Origin of the sequence: Streptomyces sp. NBC_00104 (assembly GCF_045160825.1) — a bacterium.
Taxonomy (GTDB): domain Bacteria; phylum Actinomycetota; class Actinomycetes; order Streptomycetales; family Streptomycetaceae; genus Streptomyces.
On sequence record NZ_CP108215.1, the window covers coordinates 2,110,575 to 2,127,790 of the forward strand.

The window sequence follows — 17,216 nt, forward strand, 5'->3', positions numbered from 1 at the left end:
GCGGCAGCGGGACGCTCGCATCATGGTCACCGCAGTACGCCCGGTCCGCACGGTTCGCCCCGCTCGGCCGACCCGTCCGTCCACGGCCCACCCCGGCCCCCGCCTCCCCGCCCTCCCCGTCCTCCGCCACCTCGGCCCCCAGTGGTACGCCCCGGTCATGGGCACCGCGATCGTGGCGTCCGCCGGTGCCGGGCTCCCCCTGGACGTACCGGGCCTGCGGACGGCCTGCGCGACGGTCTGGGCGCTCGCCCTCCTCGTCCTGGTCGCCCTTCTCGGCGCCCGCGCCCTGCACTGGACCCACCACCGCGACCAGGCCCGCGCCCACCTCCTCGACCCGGCCGTGGCCCCCTTCTACGGCTGCCTCTCCATGGCCCTGCTGGCCGTGGGCGGCGGTGCCCTCGTCGTCGGCCGGGACTGGATCGGGGTGCGCGCGGCCGTCGCGCTGGACGCCGTGCTCTTCGGCGCCGGGACGCTCGTGGGCCTGGCGGCCGCCGTCGTCGTGCCGTACCTGATGGTCGTCCGTCACCGCATCGAACCGGGCCAGGTCACCCCCGTACTGCTGCTCCCCCTCGTCGCGCCGATGGTCTCCGCCGCGCTCGGTCCGCTGCTCGTCCCGCATCTGCCGCCCGGGCAGGCCCGGCAGACGCTGCTGTTCGGCTGTCTCGCGCTGTTCGGGCTGAGCCTGCTGGCCACGCTGCTCGTACTGCCGCTGCTGTTCGGCCGGCTGATCACGGCGGGGCCGTTGCCGCTCGCCCTCACACCGAGCCTGTTCCTGGTCCTGGGGCCGCTCGGACAGTCGACGACCGCCGCCGGCAACCTCGCCGACGCCGCCCCGGGCGCCGTACCGGCCCCGTACGCTCACGGGTTCACCGCGTTCGCGGTCCTCTACGGCGTCCCGGTCATGGGCTTCGCGCTGCTCTGGCTCGCGCTCGCCGCGGCCATGGTGGCGCGGGCCCGGCGGCGGGGCATGGGGTTCTCGATGGCGTGGTGGGCGTTCACCTTCCCGGTGGGCACCTGTGCGACCGGTGCGGAGGGGCTGGCCCGGCGCACGGGACTCGTCGCCTTCGACGTCCTCGCCGTCGTGCTCTCCGCACTGCTGATCGCGGCCTGGGTGACGGCCGCCGCGCACACCGCGCGCGGGCTGGTCAGCGGCGAGCTGCTCGCAGGGCCGCGCCCAGCACCCGCGGGGCCTCGGCCAGCGACGGCCCGTACCAGGTGAGATGGCGGCCGCTCAGCAACGCGCACGGGAGCCCGGGGAACGCCTCGGGGCCGTCGTCGGCGGTGAAGCGGTACGGCTCGTCGGGCAGGATCACGACGTCGGGCGCGGCGGCCCGCAGCTCCTCGACGGGCACGCGCGGATAGCGCTCCGGATGCCCGGTGTACAGGTGGTCCACACCGAGCCGGGCGAGCACGTCACCGGCGAAGGTGTCCCGGCCGAGGACCATCCAGGGCCGCCGCCAGACGGGCACCACGGCGGTCGTACGACGGCCGGGGGTCAGCGGGCCGGCTGTCGGATCCGGCAGCCGGGACCACGCCGACTCCGCCTCGTCCAGCCAGCGCGGCCGGGACCGCGCTCCGCAGGCCCGCAGCACGCGGTCCAGTTCGGTGAGGGCGCCCGGCACGTCCCGCACCTCGGTGACGAGGACCTCGACGCCCGAATCCCGCAGGGCGGTCAGGTCGGGCTCGCGGTTCTCCTCCTCGTTGGCGATCACGAGGTCGGGGGCGAGGCGGGCGATGGCCTCGGTCCTGGGGTTCTTGGTCCCGCCGATCCGCACGACATCGAGATCACCCGGGTGAGCGCACCAGTCGGTGGCGCCGACCAGCACGCCGGGCAGCGAGACGGCGACGGCCTCCGTCAGCGACGGGACGAGGGAGACGACACGGGACACGGAGCGCGCGGCGACGTCACGCGCCCTGGCGATGACGGTCCTCCAGGGCCTCGATGTGGTCCGCGACGGCCACCACGATCACCCGGGTCTCGGGCTCGGTGGCCCGCCAGCGGTGCCGTACGCCACCGGACATGTACAGCGTGTCGCCGCGTCCGAGACGGTGGGCGCGGCCCTCGGCCTCGACCTCGACGGCGCCGTCGACGACGTACATCAGCTCGTCGTTGCGGTGCTGGACCTCACGGCCCTCGTCGTGGTCGCCGGTGAACTCCATGGCGTGCAGCTGGTGGTGGCCGCGCACCAGGGAGCGCGAGCAGGAATCGGGGGGCGTGAAACCCTCGTCGGCGGCGCGTACGACGTCGACGCTGCACGCCGGGTCGGCCGCGGCGAGCAGTTCGACGGCGGTGGTGCCGAGGGCGTCGGCGATGCGTTCCAGGGAGGGCCTGCTGGGGCGGGCCCGTTCGTTCTCCACCTGGCTGAGGAAGGGGACCGACAGGCCGCTGCGTTCGGCCACGACGGCGAGGGTGAGCTCCTGTGCCCGGCGCCGCCGCCGGACGGCCGCGCCCACCCGAAGGGGCTGTTCTTTGTGGTCGCCCATCGCTCCGGCTCCCTCCTTCGCTCGTCGGTCGGCTCGCGGCCCCCCACCGGGTCGGCTCGCGAACGCCCTGCTGGTCCGTACGGATGTCACCCGTCCGGCACTCATCGGGCGCACTTCTCCTGATGAGTTCTCTGCACCCTACGCATGTTCGGCAAACCGTTTCACGCGCCCGTCACATCCCTGTGAACGGGCAGGGGCTCCATGCTCACACTTCTCGCCAGAGAGCCGCTGGTGCCGGGGCCGCGCGGAACGACCCGACCGGCACCCCCCGCACCGGGTTCGGCTGGTCAGCGGCCTCGGCCTGCCGCCCGGCGAAGTCCCTCGGAGGCGACCGGAGTTGGGTCGACAGCGGGTGCCGGTTGTCCGGATCCTTCCCGTACGCCAGTACGGCACCGCTTCGCCCGTTCGCCGCGAGGGGCACCACCCCGAAACCGTGCCTGGCACAGGACAGCCTGGCGGCCACGTTCCTCGCCCCCGGTCCCGCCGCCCACGCCGGCGAGACCGAGAGCGGGACCAAGCGCTGCGGCCAGGGCCAGCAGGTGATCATCTCGTCCGTCACCGGCGGCCGTGTCGTGCACAGGTTCCACGCCCCGGTTCCACGCCCCGGTTCCACACCCCGGGCAAGGGTCACCGCGCGTCCACGCACGACTTCGGCAACGCCTTCGTCCAGGAGAAGCACCTTCTGTGCCGCATGTTCTGACGGAACGTCACACGAGCGGGCCCCGGCCGACGGTCCCACCGTCGGCCGGGGCCCGACACCGCACCGCACCGCACCGCAGCGCAGCGCACCGCGTCGCACCGCGTCGCGTCGCGTCGCGTACGTCCGGCTACTTCACCGGCGCCATCTCGTCGACGATCCCCGGATGCGCGTCGATCCAGTTCTGGACGCCCTCGCCCTCCCGGCCCCGCCCGGCCTTCTGGATCGCCTGTTCCAGGCTCATCAGCTCGTCCGGGGCCATGTGCCAGTTCTTCCGCCAGCCGTTCAGCTCGGAGTACTTCTCGGGGAAGCCCTTGTTGGCGAGCGTACGGATCTGGTTGTTGGCGCCCCAGGTCTTCTCGGGGTCGGCGACCCGGGTGAGGTCGTACTTGTCGTACGCCCAGTGCGGCGACCAGAGCGTGACCGCGATCGGCTCGTTCTTCTGGTACGCGCGGTCCAACTGGGCCGGCATGGCCGAGGTGTTGGACTTGACCGGCTCGTACTCGCCCTTGAGCCCGTAGGCGTTCTGGACCTTGTCCTCGTAGAGCTTGGTCTCGCCCGCGCCCGGCTCGATGCCGTAGATCTTGCCCTTGAACAGATCACACGGGACGCGGCCGGAGTACGCACGGGACGCGGGCAACGGTCAGGGGGTTCACGGGACGCGGGCGGGGGCCGGGGTTCACGGGACGCGGGCGGGGGCCGGGGCCGGGGCCGGGGAATTCACCGGACTCGGGCCGGGGGCGTTCACGGAACGCGTGCACGCAGGGCACGGGTGGCTGCGTCGGGAACCGCGTGTCGGTGGCGTACGGCATGATGCGGGGCGTGACCCGACGCCTGATGCTTCTCGACACCGCCTCGCTGTACTTCCGCGCCTACTTCGGGATGCCGGAATCCGTGAAGGCCCCGGACGGCACCCCGGTGAACGCCGTGCGCGGGCTGCTCGAATTCATCGACCGCCTGGTCAAGGACCACCGGCCGACGGACCTGGTGGCGTGCATGGACGCGGACTGGCGGCCGCAGTGGCGGGTCGACCTGATCCCCTCCTACAAGGCGCACCGCGTCGCCGAGGAGCACGAGGCCGGGCCGGACGAGGAGCAGGTGCCGGACACCCTGTCGCCCCAGGTGCCGGTCATCGAGGCGGTGCTGGACGCGCTCGGCATCGCGCGCGTGGGCGTCGCCGGGTACGAGGCGGACGACGTGATCGGCACCTTCACGGCCCTCGCGAAGGACCCGGTCGACATCGTGACCGGCGACCGCGACCTGTACCAGCTGGTCGACGACCGCCGCGGGGTCCGTGTGCTGTATCCGCTGAAGGGCGTGGGCACGCTGCAGCTGACCGACGAGGCGTGGCTGCGCGAGAAGTACGGCGTGGTGGGGCGCGGGTACGCGGATCTGGCCCTGCTGCGCGGCGACCCGAGCGACGGCCTGCCGGGGGTGCCGGGCATCGGCGAGAAGACGGCGGCGAAGCTGCTCGACCAGTTCGGCGACCTGGCCGGGATCATGGCCGCGGTCGACGACCCGGCGGCGAAGCTCACACCGTCGCAGCGCAAGAGGCTCGACGAGGCGCGCCCTTATGTGGCGGTCGCCCCCAAGGTGGTCCTGGTGGCGGCCGACGTACCCTTGCCGGACGTCGACACGGCACTGCCGCGCGAACCGCGGGATCCGGCGGCGCTGGAGGCTCTCGGGGCGCGCTGGGGGCTCGGCGGATCGCTGCAGCGGCTGCTCACGACGCTGGGGGCGTGAGGGGGGACGCCCCTCGGACGAGGCGTACGCCGGAGGGCGGAGTGAGACTGCGGTAGTGAGGACTCTGAGGCGCGATTCACATCGTGAAGTCCTCGAAATGCCTCAGACGTGGGGTGTTCGCAAGGGGGAGATGGTAACTTAGGTAAGCCTTAGCTAGGTATTTTGGGAGGCCGTCATGGCAGAGCGTCCGGTACGCAGGACCCCGAAGCCCCACTCCGCGCGAGTCGTCCGCACCGAGCGGCTCACGCCGCACATGCAGCGCGTCGTCCTCGGTGGCGACGGCCTCGCCGACTTCTCCCCGCGCGGCAGCACCGATCATTACGTGAAGCTGCTGTTCGGCCCCGAGGATGTGACCTACCCGGAGCCCTTCGACCTCGAGCGGATCCGCGCGGAGTTCCCCCGGGACCAGTGGCCCGTGACCCGGACGTACACCGTGCGTGCCTGGGACCCCGAACTGCGCGAGCTGACCATCGACTTCGTGCTCCACGGCGACGAGGGCCTCGCCGGCCCCTGGGCGACCCGCGTCCAGCCGGGCGAGCTGGTGCGCTTCCTGGGACCGGGCGGTGCGTACGCGCCCAATCCCGAGGCCGACTGGCATCTCCTCGTCGGCGACGAGAGCGCCCTGCCGGCGATCGGCGCCTCCCTGGAGTCCCTCCCCGACGGCGCCCGCGTCCACGCGATCGTCGAGGTCGCCGGCCCCGAGGAGGAGCAGAAGATCAACTCCGATGTGGAGGTGGTCTGGCTGCACCGCGGCGACCGTCCCGTCGGCGCGGCCCTCGTCGAAGCCGTACGCGCGCTGAAGTTCCCCGAGGGCCGACTGCAGGCCTTCATCCACGGCGAGGCGGGCTTCGTGAAGGATCTGCGCCGCCTGCTCCGCGTCGAACTCGCCGTTCCGCGTGAGGACTTGTCGATCTCCGGCTACTGGCGCCTCGGCCACGACGAGGACGGCTGGCAGGCGGCGAAGAAGGAGTGGAACGCGCGCGTGGAGGCGGAGCAGGAGGGCGAGCCCACGCCGACGTGACCCACGAGGGCCCGGCGACCGGCCTACGGGGGACGACGGGACCCACGAGGGCCCGGCGACCCTGCCGACGTGCCTCGTGCGAGTGCGACGACGCGAACTCGTGTGTCCCCGGACACCGTGTTCCAGCTGGCGTCCCTGTCGACGCCGCTCGCCTCGACCGTGGTCGCCGGGGCCGTCGGCGACAAGACCGTCGGCTGGGACGACCCGGTGTCCGAACACCTCCCCGCCTTCGCCCTGAAGGACCCCTGGGTGACCGGCCATGTCACCGTCGCCGACCTCTTCTCCCACCGCAGCGGCCTGCCCGACCACGCCGGGGACCTTCTGGAGGACCTCGGCCACGACCGCGACTACATCCTCGAACACCTCCGCCTGGAGCCCCTGACACCGTTCCGGGCGAGCTACGCGTACACCGACTTCGGTGTCACGGCGGCGGGCGAGGCCGTCGCCGACGCCGCCGGGACGACCTGGGAGAAGCTCTCCGAGGACACGCTCTACAAACCCGCCGGCATGGACGCCACCAGCTCCCGCTTCAGCGACTACGAGGGTGCGACCAACAATGCCTTCGCCCATGTCCGCGAGGGCGGCACCGACAGCGGAAGCACCGGCGACTGGGAGACGAGGTACGTACGGGACGCCGACGCCCAGTCCCCTGCGGGCGGGGCGAGTTCCACGGTCCGCGACCTCTCCCTCTGGCTGCGGCTCCAGCTCGCGAACGGCGAACTCGACGGCGACCGGATCATCGCGGCCGACCCCCTCGAACGCACCCACGTCCCCGAGATCGTCGCCCAGCCACCGCCCGCACCGGCCCGCCGCGCCGGCTTCTACGGCCTCGGCTGGAACGTCTCCTACGACGACCTCGGCCGCCTCCGCCTGAGCCACTCCGGCGCCTTCGCCCTCGGCGCCCACACCAACGTCACGATACTGCCCGGCGAACAGCTCGGCATCGCCGTCCTCACCAACGGCGAACCCGTCGGCCTCGCGGACGCCGTCGCCCTCGACTTCTTCGACACGGCCCAGTACGGCGAGCCGACCGAGGACTGGCTCGGTCTGACCGCTCAGCTCCACGAGCAGGAGGAGCAGAAGCTCCGCTCCCCCACCGACTACTCCAAGCCCCCGGACGACGCCTCCGACGCCCGCTCCGACTCCACCTACACCGGCACCTACGCCAACCCGTACTACGGCCCCCTCACGGTCACCGAGACCAACGGCGACCTGACCATGCGCCTCGGTCCGAAGCCCATGACCTTCCGCTTGACCCACTACGCGGGCGACACCTTCTTCTTCGAGACCGTCGGCGAGAACGCCACCGGCCCGTCCGGCGTGACCTTCAAGGGCGACGAGAACGGCAGGGCGACGTCGCTGACGATCGAGGCGTTCGACGCGACCGGGCTGGGGACGTTCACCCGCGACTAGCCTCCCTCCGCCCGATGCGGACGGGAGCATGCCAAGTAGCCGGTGGCGGACGTGGCAGCGCACGCGCCGCAGAAGCTGGGCGCGTGCGCTGCCACATCTGTCAAACGCAGAAGGTCACGCACCGGCGCAGCAGCGGCTCCAGGCGCAACTGGGCTTCTTCCCTGTCGAACACCTGAAGGGCATCAAGGCACGCGAAGATCCAGCGAGCTTCGTCCTCGTCGCCGTTCTGGTACGCGATGGCGGTCACAACAGCCTCCACGTCGGCCAGGTCCCCGCCGAACTCATCGGCGATGGCCCGATACCCCGCCGCGAGGTCCGGGTGTGTGAACACACCGGTCGCGTCAAGGAACGTACGAGCCGCTGACCGGTCCGTGAGTATGTCGGCCAGGCGCCGCAACGCGTCGTCGGGGTCGCTGAGTTCGTCGTGCAGCCGGTGGGCCCGGTCGACAAGGAGTGGCCAGCCACCGGTGAGCCCGTAGAGCCGGTCCAGACGTTCGTCCGTGCTGAAGACCTCGGTTCGCTGTGCCCAGCCACGCAGGCTGCGGCGGTCGTGCCGACGCAGGATCACGGGAACCGCCGTGGTGCGCTCCTCACCCGTGAGCAGAGCACGCCACAGGTCCAGTTGACCGGTGTCGGTGACGAGCACCACGGCCCGGGTGACACCCGGGGTGCTGGGCAGCAGGGCGTCGGCCAGGTCCACGGCCTCGCGACAGGTCTCCGGCTTCGCCGGGTAGCGGGCGAAGTCGCTGATGATCACGCGACGTTCACGGGGGTGTCCCCCCGTAAGCTCCTGCTTGAAGACGCTGAGCCTGCCGATGGGAGGAAGCGTCCAGTCGGCGATGCGTCCGGCCACCGCGCGCAGGGTGTCACCCACGTCGGTGGCTCCGGTGGCCGGGGTGCCGAGAACAACCCTCGTCTGGTTGGCGCGCTCGCCGAGAAGATCGTCGAGCTGGGTGATCGTGAGCGGGGCGGGCCTCCCGTCGGGCAGCTCCGGCCGCCCTTCCAACACGATGCTCTCCTCCAGTTTGCAGTCCTGCTCGGCCCTCAGCAGACGCGCCTCCACCTCATGAGGTGTGCCGATCATGCGGAGTGCGTTCGGGCCGCGCAGATGCCAGCCCTGTCCGTCGTGGTTGGGAGCGAGGACACCCAGGCCCACCATTTCGGAGAGATAGGCACGGAACCCCTCGGTGTCGAGCTGTTCGAAGCCCGCACGCCACCACGTCTCGCACTCCTCGCGCAGTTCGGCGTCGCTCAGACGCATTTCCAGGCCACGGTGGCGCGCGTGGTACGCGAGGACGTTGGCGATCACGTCATACCGGTGGTCCAGGCTCAGTGTGTCCTTGAAGGCGTCGGAAATGCCCGTCCTGAGGTCGACGTCCGACTGCACGGCCTCGATGTCGGCGACATCCACGGTGTACGGAGGCCCCTCGACTCCACGCCGCGTCCGCTTGCGGTGCATCACCTCGACCAGACGGTGACCGAACATCTGCAGCAGGAACGGCTGGTACGAGCAGTAGCCCAGCACGCGGTTCACCAGGTCCACGTCCGCGAACTCGAAACCGAGCGCACGCATCGGTTCCACCAGCAGATCGGCGGCGAACTGCGGGGCGAGCGGCCCGATCACTTTCGGGGTCTGCGCGAGATGCCCGAACGGTCCGTTGCTCGCGAGTTTGGAGAAGCGCTGCACGGAGTGCAGGCCGGCGAAGACGACCTTGGCCCGGTCCTTGGTGTCGGACCCGAGTCCCTTCAGCTTCTTGGTCTGGTCGAACCGAGGGGCGTCCGCCTCGAAGAACTGGTCGCATTCGTCGAGCAGGATCAGCAGGCGCCGCCGGGAGTCCCCGTCGAGCCAGCTGCGGATTCCCGCTCGCACGCGCTCCGAGCGGTCCTTCGGCGACTTGCGTCCCTGGGGTCGGGCCAGCACCTGGACGCCGGTCAGTTCCCGGTCCAGGACACTCCAGAGGGCCTCCGGTCCGAGGGAACTTCCCTTGCCGATGTTCTCCTGGTCCAGGTTCACGTACACCGACTGGTGGAACCCGGGGCGCTGGTCCGTGAAGCGCTCCCCCGCATCGCTGAGCAGCGCCGACTTGCCCAGGCCCCGGCCACCGAAGATGACCTGGGTGCCACGCGGGTCGAGAATGCTCTTGCGTTCGGCGTCGCGTCCGTAGAACATCTCCCCGCCGATCCGGCCGCGCTTCTCCCGGATGTACGGGTTCACGCCGGAGAACGGCAGCAGAATCTGGGTGGCCGTACCGACCTGCCGGTTACCGCGGGCCGCGAGATAGGCCAGGGCGGCATCGTCCACGACCAGCAGCGGCTGCAGACGATCCGATCCGGCGGCGAGTTCCGCGCGCGCCTCACGGCCGAGCGTGCCGAAGTAGAGGACCAGGAGGCTGGTCTCGCTGGGGTCCTGCGACGCACGGCTGATGACGATCTCGGCGGGTGGACGGCCCCAGAGCATGAGCACCCGGAAGGTGCCGCCCTGCTCCTTGATCTGTGAGCCGAAAGCGGGCACCTTCGCCCGGCCGTTGACCTCCACGCCGGTCACTTCGAAGAAGCGGTACTCGCGACGGTGTGGCGACAGTTCGTCCAGTGACGGGGCACTCTTGGCGTCGTAGCCGAGGAGTTTCAGTGCCGGGAGCAGCTTCCGACGGGCGGAGATGTTCGGCCGGTCCTTCGGTTCCGCGGCGCCCAGCTCACGCCATTCGTTCAGGGCGTCCGCCGCCAGTGCCGCTTCCTCGCTGGAAAGGTTCCCGTAGTCCAGGACGGGGACAGTCGGGTGCTTGCCGCCGGAGCGGACCAGTTCGACGAGCTCGTGGTCGATGCCCTTGGGCAGTCCGTCGGGCACCACCGGGAAGAACTCGGTCAGATGGGACTCGCCGGCCTCGATCTCGGGCACGGGTTCGCCGATCTCCAGGAAGTAGACGAGATCGGCCGCCGTCGCCAGACCACCGGTGTCCAGGTGCCGCAGCACCTGTGCCCGTTCACCCTCCGTGAGGTCCAGGGCGTCCAGCCGGGCCCGGATCCGGTCGGCCGCCTCCCGCCGGTGCTTCGGCAGGTCACCCCGCACCCTGGCCAACGCCCGCCGCACGTCGGTCAAGTCACGCTGGTCGGTGTTGTCCAGTCGCGTGCGTGCGTCGGCCAGCAACTCCTGGAGTCGCAGGTCCTGGTCGTCCGTCACAGCGCCGTCGGCCTGGGCCCGATGCATCTCGGCGACGAGTTCGTCGTGGTCGGCGCGGAGAGCCACCCGCCTCGTGGTCTCCCGCTCCGCGATCAGGTGAGCTGTCTGCGGCTCGAAGTCAACGCTCCCCGGGCCCGGCAGCCCCCGCTGGTCCGCCAGTTCCAGAATCGTGCGGGCGGCCGTGAACGCGTCATGGTCGAGTCGCTCCCGCAGTGCTTCGTCCCAGCTGCGGTCGACCGCGGTCAGGAGCCGGTCGAGCGTGGGCCGTTCCTCAACCGTGTCGCAGACCTTCAGCAGTTCCACGTCCAGGACGAGTTCCGGGTCGGCCCCGCTGCCGGAGAGCGTGGCCCGGGTGTCGCCGGACAACAACGCGAAGAGTTCCTCCATGGAACTGCGCGCCGCCCACGCGGCCGCGGCGACGAAGGTGCCGGGCCGCTTTGCCAGTTGATCAAGTTCCGTCAGGACGGCGTCGTGCCGTGTCAGCATCGACTGGCGCAGGGACGAGATTTCCTTGGCTGCCCGGTTCGCGTCGGACCGGTCGCCCCTGCGGGCACCGTCGACTGCCAGACACCACTCCTTGGCCAGGCCTGCGGCCCGTTCGACGACGTGGACCAGGTCCTGACGTCCGGAGCCCTGGAGCGGCTTGCCGCTGGATGTGCGGTACTTGCGATCCATGCGGTCGATCTCGCCGTTGATCTCGGAGAGTTTCGAGAGACGCTCCGCCTTCTCCCGAACAGCCGACAACGCATCGCGGTCGTCGTCGATCACGGCCGTGAGCATGGAGCCCAGCAGCCCGTCATCGGGAACCAGCCAGCGCTTGGCTATGTCCGACGCCCTGGCGAACCGGAGGCGCTGCGGGGCCATGAGGGCGCCGCACTGTTCGCGGAGTTCCCGCAGTCGGGCTTCGGTCTCGGATACGTCAGCGATGACGACGAGGGGGGAGGCGATCATCAGGGCACCACTGAGTGCTCGGTCCGCGACGGTGGTCGCCACCTCTCCCAGTGCCTCGGGAAGGCGGGGCGCCATGGCCTTGAGCTGGGCCCCGGCCAGGTGATCACCGGTCACCAGAGCCACCCGCAACAGGGCTGGCAGCAGGACGAGTTCGCAGCCCTCCGTGTCACGGCCGACATGACCGCTCTGCTGATGCAGCAGGCTGGCGACCAGAGGGGCGCCGTGGCCGATGCCGGAAGTGAGCATCGCGGCCGCGCCGGCGAGCCGGAGTGCCGTCACCTGCGGTTCGGGGCGGCCGACGGAGCGTGCCACATGGTGGGCGAGTCCGAAGCGCCGCTCCGCGACCAGTCGTGCCAGGGCATGCTCGGCCGATGCCTCGTCGCCGCCTCGGTCCGCCGCCTCCTCCGCCGCCTCCTCCGGCACCTCACTCTCGCGCTGTGCGACGGTGATGGACGTGGCCGTGGGCGTGGGGGCGGTGACGTCCACCCTGGGAACCGTGTCCGGGACGAGTGCGGCCCTCGGCTCCGAGCCGTCGCGCGCCTCCGGACCCTCGACAAGGCCCACCACCAGGTGCTCGTCCGTCTGCGGGGAGGCCGTCGCCACGGTCACCGGTCCTACGGCGTCCGCCACCGCGCCGTCGCCCCCGCCGATCTCCGCGGCTTCCAGGACCCGCGGGATGTGCGGGACCTGCGGGACCTCGGAAGCGTCCGAAGTCGTGGCTGACGCTTCGGATGCCTCCCGTGCCACACCCTGGGTCTCCTCGGCCCGCACCGCGTCCGAGTCGGCACAGGCGGGTTCTGAACCGGACAGGGCCTCGGTCCGTTCCGGCAGGGTGAGTTCGTGTGCCATCACTGCGGCGGTCGCACAGGCGGGCAGGACCCGCACGACCTGCTCCTGAAGGGCCAGGATCTCCGCCGCGGCGTCCGGCTGCCGGCCCAGCCCGACAAGGTCGGCGAGTGCCATGAGCGCGGAGCTCTCCTGCCGTTCCGTCACTCCCCAGGCCTGTGTGTCGAGGAGCCGACGGGCAGCGGCGCGGACGGCTTCGGCGGCGGCCGCGGCGGGGCCGGCCGGCCGACAGCCGATGAACAGAAGTTCCCCCAGCGTCTCCCGCTCGGCCCGGTCACGGTCGCGCATCGCCCGATGTGCCTGCGCCGCCTGGACCATGTCTTCGAGCCGGAGCGGCCCCGGTTCGATGCCCGCCGCGGCCGACACGGTCCGTACCCTGTCGAAAACGGCCCTGAGCCCCGTCAACGGCGTCAGATCGGCCTCGGCGGGCGGACGCCCGTCCTCGATCGCCCCGGTCGTCCTCCGGGCGGCCCGCACGGCTTCCTCGACGGCGGACGCCAGCTCCCGGCAGGCATCCTCCGGATCAGTGCCCTTACCGACCCCGGCCGTGTCGGAGGCCGGGACGGCCCTGCTCTGGACCGGAATGCCGCGTACCGGCTCCTGGGAAGCGGGGGTTTCCGCGGTGGGCAAGCCCTGGGCGAGGGTGTCCGGCGCGGGGTCGGAACCCGTCCGGCCCGCTGTGGGGAGCCGGTCCTCGGCCGTCGTCGGCCGTGCTCCGTCCCGCTCGGGTTCGACAGGTACGAAGTCCGGGTTCGCCTCGACGACGGACCGTGCGAGGGCGCGTACGGCGTCGAGCCGTTGCCCTTCGCCCTCCGCCGTGGCCGACGCCCCAAAAAAGTCGTGGTCAGCCGCCCAGGCAAGGACGTACGCATCGGCGACCGATGCGTTGCACCACGCGAAGACCGCGGCCCGGAGCAGCGTCGCGCCCCACCGGGAGACGGGAGCGGGGACAGGTACGGAGCCGGACCCGGAGCCGTGATCGTCCTCCGCGAAGACAGTCCCGACAGCGTCGTTGATGACACTGTGGGTGAGGTCCTTGACGCCACAGGTGCACGCGTGTTGCCGGGCCTCACGGCGCAGCCTGGCGAGGATGTCCCCGCACAGCGCGCTCCCTGCCCGCCGTGGGGCCGCGATCCGGATGCCCAGGCGGACGAGCAGCCTCTGCCGGGCCTTGGGGCGGAGGGAGTTGAAGGCCAGTTCGATCATGCCGACCGTCAGGTCGTCCAGTGCCGCGGCCACGGGACGATCAAGTACGTTGAGGGCGTCGGCCAGAGCCTCCAGGCCCTCGACCGACCCGTCTTGCGGGGACAGGGGTGGTTCCGTGACGACGTGGTAACGGCTCTGCATAGGCCGCGTACTCCGTTCCGTGTTGGTCTCTCATGGGTGTCTCACTGGTGTCGGTGTGCACCGGTGAGGGAAGTGACGTGGCCGCCGGACGGTCCTGGCGGGTGGTTCAGTGGCCGCGCGTGTGCTCGGTCACGAACGTGTAGCCGTAGGGCAGTTCCCAGCCGTCGGCCTTGCCGAGCCGGCGGCAGTGTTCCCGGAAGGCGGCCCTCTGCGCGTCGCTCGGGGAGCGCCCTGGCAGCAGTCGGCGCAGGTGTCCGGGTACGTACTGCAGACGCATGGTTCCGGTCGTCGGGCCCGTGGCGCCCCAGGGCTGTATCACGCGTATTCGGGCCGGGCGGTAGGCGATCAGAGGGATCTGCGGTTGACCGGGGCGCGCCGGGAAGTGGGGCCGGCCGGTGGCATCGCGGCTGCCGACGGCCGGTTCGAGGCGCCGCTCGGCGAGGAGTTCCGCGACGGCGTGCTCCAGGTCGGCGCTCTGGGAGCGGGCCGGTCGGCAGCCGTAGGCGGCGACGGGCAGGCCCGAGCGGTCGAGCAGGGCGTGGCCATCCAGCGTGAGCAGCCCGCAGCGGCGCACGGTGCGCATGACCAGCTGCCTGGGGCTGAGACCCGCTGCCGTGTCACCGCTGCGGCTGCTGCCCGGAGCGTCCTCACGGGTCAGGACACGCGGTTCGTAGCAGTGCCCGATCACTCGGTCGTCGATCTGCACCGGCTGGTCGAGCGGGCTCGTGACGACCCGGAGCATCCGCCTGCCCCGGGGCCAGTGGAAACGCAGCACCAGGCCAGGGAAGAAGTCTGCGGGCCAGACCACGCCGGTGAGGCAGCCGGTCCCGTCGCCGAGTTCCGCGACGGCGTTCTGAACGGTTTCGCCCCCACTGAGCACGCCGCCCGGGTGTTCGAACTCGAGCCGTAGCGTGGGCTGCCGCCCGTCAGCCGCCCTCAGTTCCTCTGCCACGAGCGGGTCCAGAGGGAGACGGCCGTCGATGAGGTGGGCCAGTCGTAGGGGCTGCCTCCAAACGATCTCACCATCGCCGGTCCGTAGCAGTTTGCTGACCCCGAGGGCGGAGTCGTCCGCGAGCGACACGTCGACGGGTGCCCGCTCGGTCTCCTGCACGGGCTCCGGATTCACGGGCTCCGCCGCTGCCGTGGTGGACGCCCACCCTCGTCCGGTGGGTGTCAGGGGATCGCTCGGGCCCTCCGCCTCCCCGGGGTGATGGGAGCGCCAGACGCCCCCGCCTTCGAAGGCGTCGTCGAGTCCGACCCGGGTGCCGTTCGCGAACAGCCCCCGCTCGCTGTCCCGTTGCACCACGTCGGCGAGTGTCACGTTCGCCCGGCACACTGCTGCGGCGTACTCCACACCGCCGAGCAGTTCCTCGGCCCCGGGGAACGTGCGCAGCCGGGGCCCGACCGCTGTGTACACGGTGACGGGGGCGGTCAGTCCGTAGCGGCGCCGCGACGGGGTGGCCGCGCGTTCCACGGCCGCCGCCAGTGTCCTCAGGTCGTCGCCGCCGAGCGGACCGGTGTCGCGCCAGCCCGCCGCGAGAGCGTCACGGGTCATGGCGTACGGACCCCACGTACGCAGCAGATCACTGGCGGCGAGAGTGCGGCGCACCGTGTCGAGGAGGCAGGACAGACCGGCGCGGAGCGCGTCCTCGTGCGTGCCGCCGACGAGTTCGACGAGGGACACGGGGACATAGGGGCTGAGGAGCTGCGCTCGTGCGGTGGTCAGCAGATGGTCCGCGTAGACGGTCAGGTCGTCGCGCCGGGCGGCTTCCCCGGACGGGTAGCAGGCGTCGATGACGACGTGACCGTCCTCGTTGATCCAGCGCTGGTGGGCCCTTAATCGGCGAAGCTGGGCAGGCGTGGGACTCAGAGCGGGGCCGAATGCGTGCGGGTCCGGGACCAGGAGTTCACGGCGGCGGGGAGACGCGGCCGTTCCCGGCCGGCCGGGGCCTTCGGCGCCCGCGGGCGCTCCGGAGATCCAGGCAGGTACGTCGCCGAGGCCGCTCACGTCCGGGTGAGCGCCCTCCTTGTAGACGATCTCGGCATAGAGGGGGTCCGCCCCGGTGACGACGCGCACCATGGCGCCGACGGGAAGTGCCGGCACGCACTCGCCCAGGGTGACCACGGGAAAGTCGTCCAGTTGGAGAGGGCTCCGGCCGTAACCGTCACCGTCGAGGTCGTAACCGAAGTAGACGGCGTTGAATGCGACGGCGGTGTGCACGGGCGCCCGCCGGGCCGCCACGACCGCTTCCAGGTACCGCCGCAGTCGCTCCCGGTCCACGGCCGGTACGTCCTCGTGGCTCTGGGCCATGGCCGGGGTCAGCAGGGCGTGTTCGCCGTACGGGCCGGGTACTTCGGGCACGACATGGCGTGTCCGTGAGGCGCCTGCCCCCTCCCGGCACTCCCCGCTCTCCGGCCTCTCCGGCCTCTTCGGATGACTCGCCGAGTGCTTCGGATGCTCTGCTGTCGATCCTCCATGCTTCTTGACGGCTGCTGGTACCTGCGGCTCCCCACCCATGACACCTCCGCCGCACCATGGGTCGTCCCCGCCCACGTGCTTCGCTTTACGCAGGCTATGCCTGACTTTGATACGCCGACCACACTTTCGACACCTTCACGAACACCTCAAGGCGCACACCGTGAAGCGCACGCCCCATGAGTGCTTCCACGCCCCAGAGCCCAGGGCCCATCGGGACACGAAGCCCTCGGGCGGCAGAGCAGAAGGGAGCGGAGCCTCCGGGACACCGTCACCTGGAGGCGTGAGCCGCGCTCACCCCACCCGCTTCCACTCCTTGCACCGGTTCGTCTTGAAGTACTCGCCCTTGTTGAGAGTCACCCGCCCCGGCCCCTCCAGGTTGTTGTTGGCGATGATGGAGTCGAACTCGCCGCTGGCGTCCTTGGCGCGCTCCCAGTAGCAGCCGTACTCCCCCTCCGGTCCGGCCGTCTTGTACGTGCCGGGCTTGATGTCCTCGCCCACGAGGAACTCGCCCTCACCGGAGAAACTGCTCGCCGGACCGGCCTTCTCCGTCTTCTTCGGCTTGGCGGTGACCGTCTCGGTGACGGTGGGGCCGGGCTCGGCCTCCGCCTGTTCGGTCGCCGTGACGGTCACGGTCGGCCGCGGCGCGGCCTTCACGTCGGCGGTGTCACCGGAGCCCTCTCCGCCGCCACCGATCGCGCCGATCCCCGCGCCTACCAGCAGCGCGGCGACGGCCACGGCACCGTGTGTGAGCAGGGCTCTGTTGCGCCCCGGGGCCTTGGGGGCGGGTGGCGCGGGTGGCATAGACGGGCCCCAGCCACCCTGGGGGCCGTTGCCGGACGGGAAGTTCGGGGGCGGAGTGGCCATGGTGAGTCCGTTCTCGATGGGTCGGCAGAGCATGACGAGTCGGCGGTTGAGCGGTTCCAGCGGTGTCCGGAGAGGCGAAACCATCCGGAAGCAGAACCAGGCAAGCATGTCAATGAAAGCACTGTCAATCATCTTGACGAATTTGACGAGCGCTGTAGGTTGTTAGCTGTTCGCTACCGAGAGGCCCAGGACA

At 71.1% G+C, this 17,216-nt stretch carries 10 protein-coding genes; 4 read left to right on the forward strand and 6 right to left on the reverse strand.

Going from position 1 to position 17,216, the window contains the following annotated elements:
- Nucleotides 1-22: 22 nt before the first annotated feature.
- On the forward strand, nucleotides 23-1,219 hold the full coding sequence (locus OG272_RS09215; RefSeq protein ID WP_405893035.1) for a TDT family transporter: 1,197 nt from the start codon (nucleotides 23-25) through the stop codon (nucleotides 1,217-1,219).
- Here the strand turns inward: OG272_RS09215 and OG272_RS09220 are convergent.
- From OG272_RS09220 to OG272_RS09230, 3 genes are all read right to left on the reverse strand, one after another.
- Complete coding sequence (locus tag OG272_RS09220) at nucleotides 1,146-1,889, reverse strand: helical backbone metal receptor (RefSeq protein WP_405893037.1); 744 nt, start codon at nucleotides 1,887-1,889, stop codon at nucleotides 1,146-1,148. The two genes, OG272_RS09215 and OG272_RS09220, sit on opposite strands and share 74 nt — an antisense overlap.
- Before the next feature lie 16 nt (nucleotides 1,890-1,905).
- Nucleotides 1,906-2,484, reverse strand: coding sequence for an XRE family transcriptional regulator (locus OG272_RS09225; protein WP_326583993.1), 579 nt, complete (start codon nucleotides 2,482-2,484; stop codon nucleotides 1,906-1,908).
- 827 nt (nucleotides 2,485-3,311) lie between these two features.
- Entirely contained in the window at nucleotides 3,312-3,821 is a 510-nt protein-coding gene (locus tag OG272_RS09230; protein WP_327730523.1) for a glycine betaine ABC transporter substrate-binding protein, read from the reverse strand.
- Between the two features lie 173 nt (nucleotides 3,822-3,994).
- Between OG272_RS09230 and OG272_RS09235 the strand changes: the two genes are divergently transcribed.
- From OG272_RS09235 to OG272_RS09245, 3 genes are all read left to right on the forward strand, one after another.
- Nucleotides 3,995-4,924 (forward strand): 5'-3' exonuclease, encoded by a 930-nt coding sequence (locus OG272_RS09235; protein WP_327732300.1) that lies wholly within the window; start codon nucleotides 3,995-3,997, stop codon nucleotides 4,922-4,924.
- A 175-nt stretch (nucleotides 4,925-5,099) separates the two neighbouring features.
- Nucleotides 5,100-5,945, forward strand: a complete 846-nt coding sequence (locus tag OG272_RS09240) for a siderophore-interacting protein (protein WP_326583991.1) — start codon at nucleotides 5,100-5,102, stop codon at nucleotides 5,943-5,945.
- Nucleotides 5,946-6,014: 69 nt separating this feature from the next.
- Nucleotides 6,015-7,358: a serine hydrolase gene (locus OG272_RS09245; RefSeq protein ID WP_405893039.1), complete on the forward strand. Its 1,344-nt coding sequence runs from the start codon at nucleotides 6,015-6,017 to the stop codon at nucleotides 7,356-7,358.
- Nucleotides 7,359-7,458: 100 nt separating this feature from the next.
- Here the strand turns inward: OG272_RS09245 and OG272_RS09250 are convergent, their stop codons facing one another.
- The 3 genes from OG272_RS09250 to OG272_RS09260 all read right to left on the reverse strand — a co-directional run bounded on the left by OG272_RS09250 (nucleotide 7,459) and on the right by OG272_RS09260 (nucleotide 17,023).
- Nucleotides 7,459-13,680 (reverse strand): hypothetical protein, encoded by a 6,222-nt coding sequence (locus tag OG272_RS09250; RefSeq protein WP_327730522.1) that lies wholly within the window; start codon nucleotides 13,678-13,680, stop codon nucleotides 7,459-7,461.
- A 106-nt stretch (nucleotides 13,681-13,786) separates the two neighbouring features.
- Nucleotides 13,787-15,991, reverse strand: a complete 2,205-nt coding sequence (locus OG272_RS09255; RefSeq protein ID WP_405896001.1) for a hypothetical protein — start codon at nucleotides 15,989-15,991, stop codon at nucleotides 13,787-13,789.
- A gap of 459 nt (nucleotides 15,992-16,450) precedes the next feature.
- The gene (locus OG272_RS09260; protein ID WP_405893041.1) at nucleotides 16,451-17,023 is read right to left on the reverse strand and encodes a hypothetical protein; all 573 of its coding nucleotides are present in this window, start codon (nucleotides 17,021-17,023) and stop codon (nucleotides 16,451-16,453) included.
- Nucleotides 17,024-17,216 lie beyond the last annotated feature (193 nt).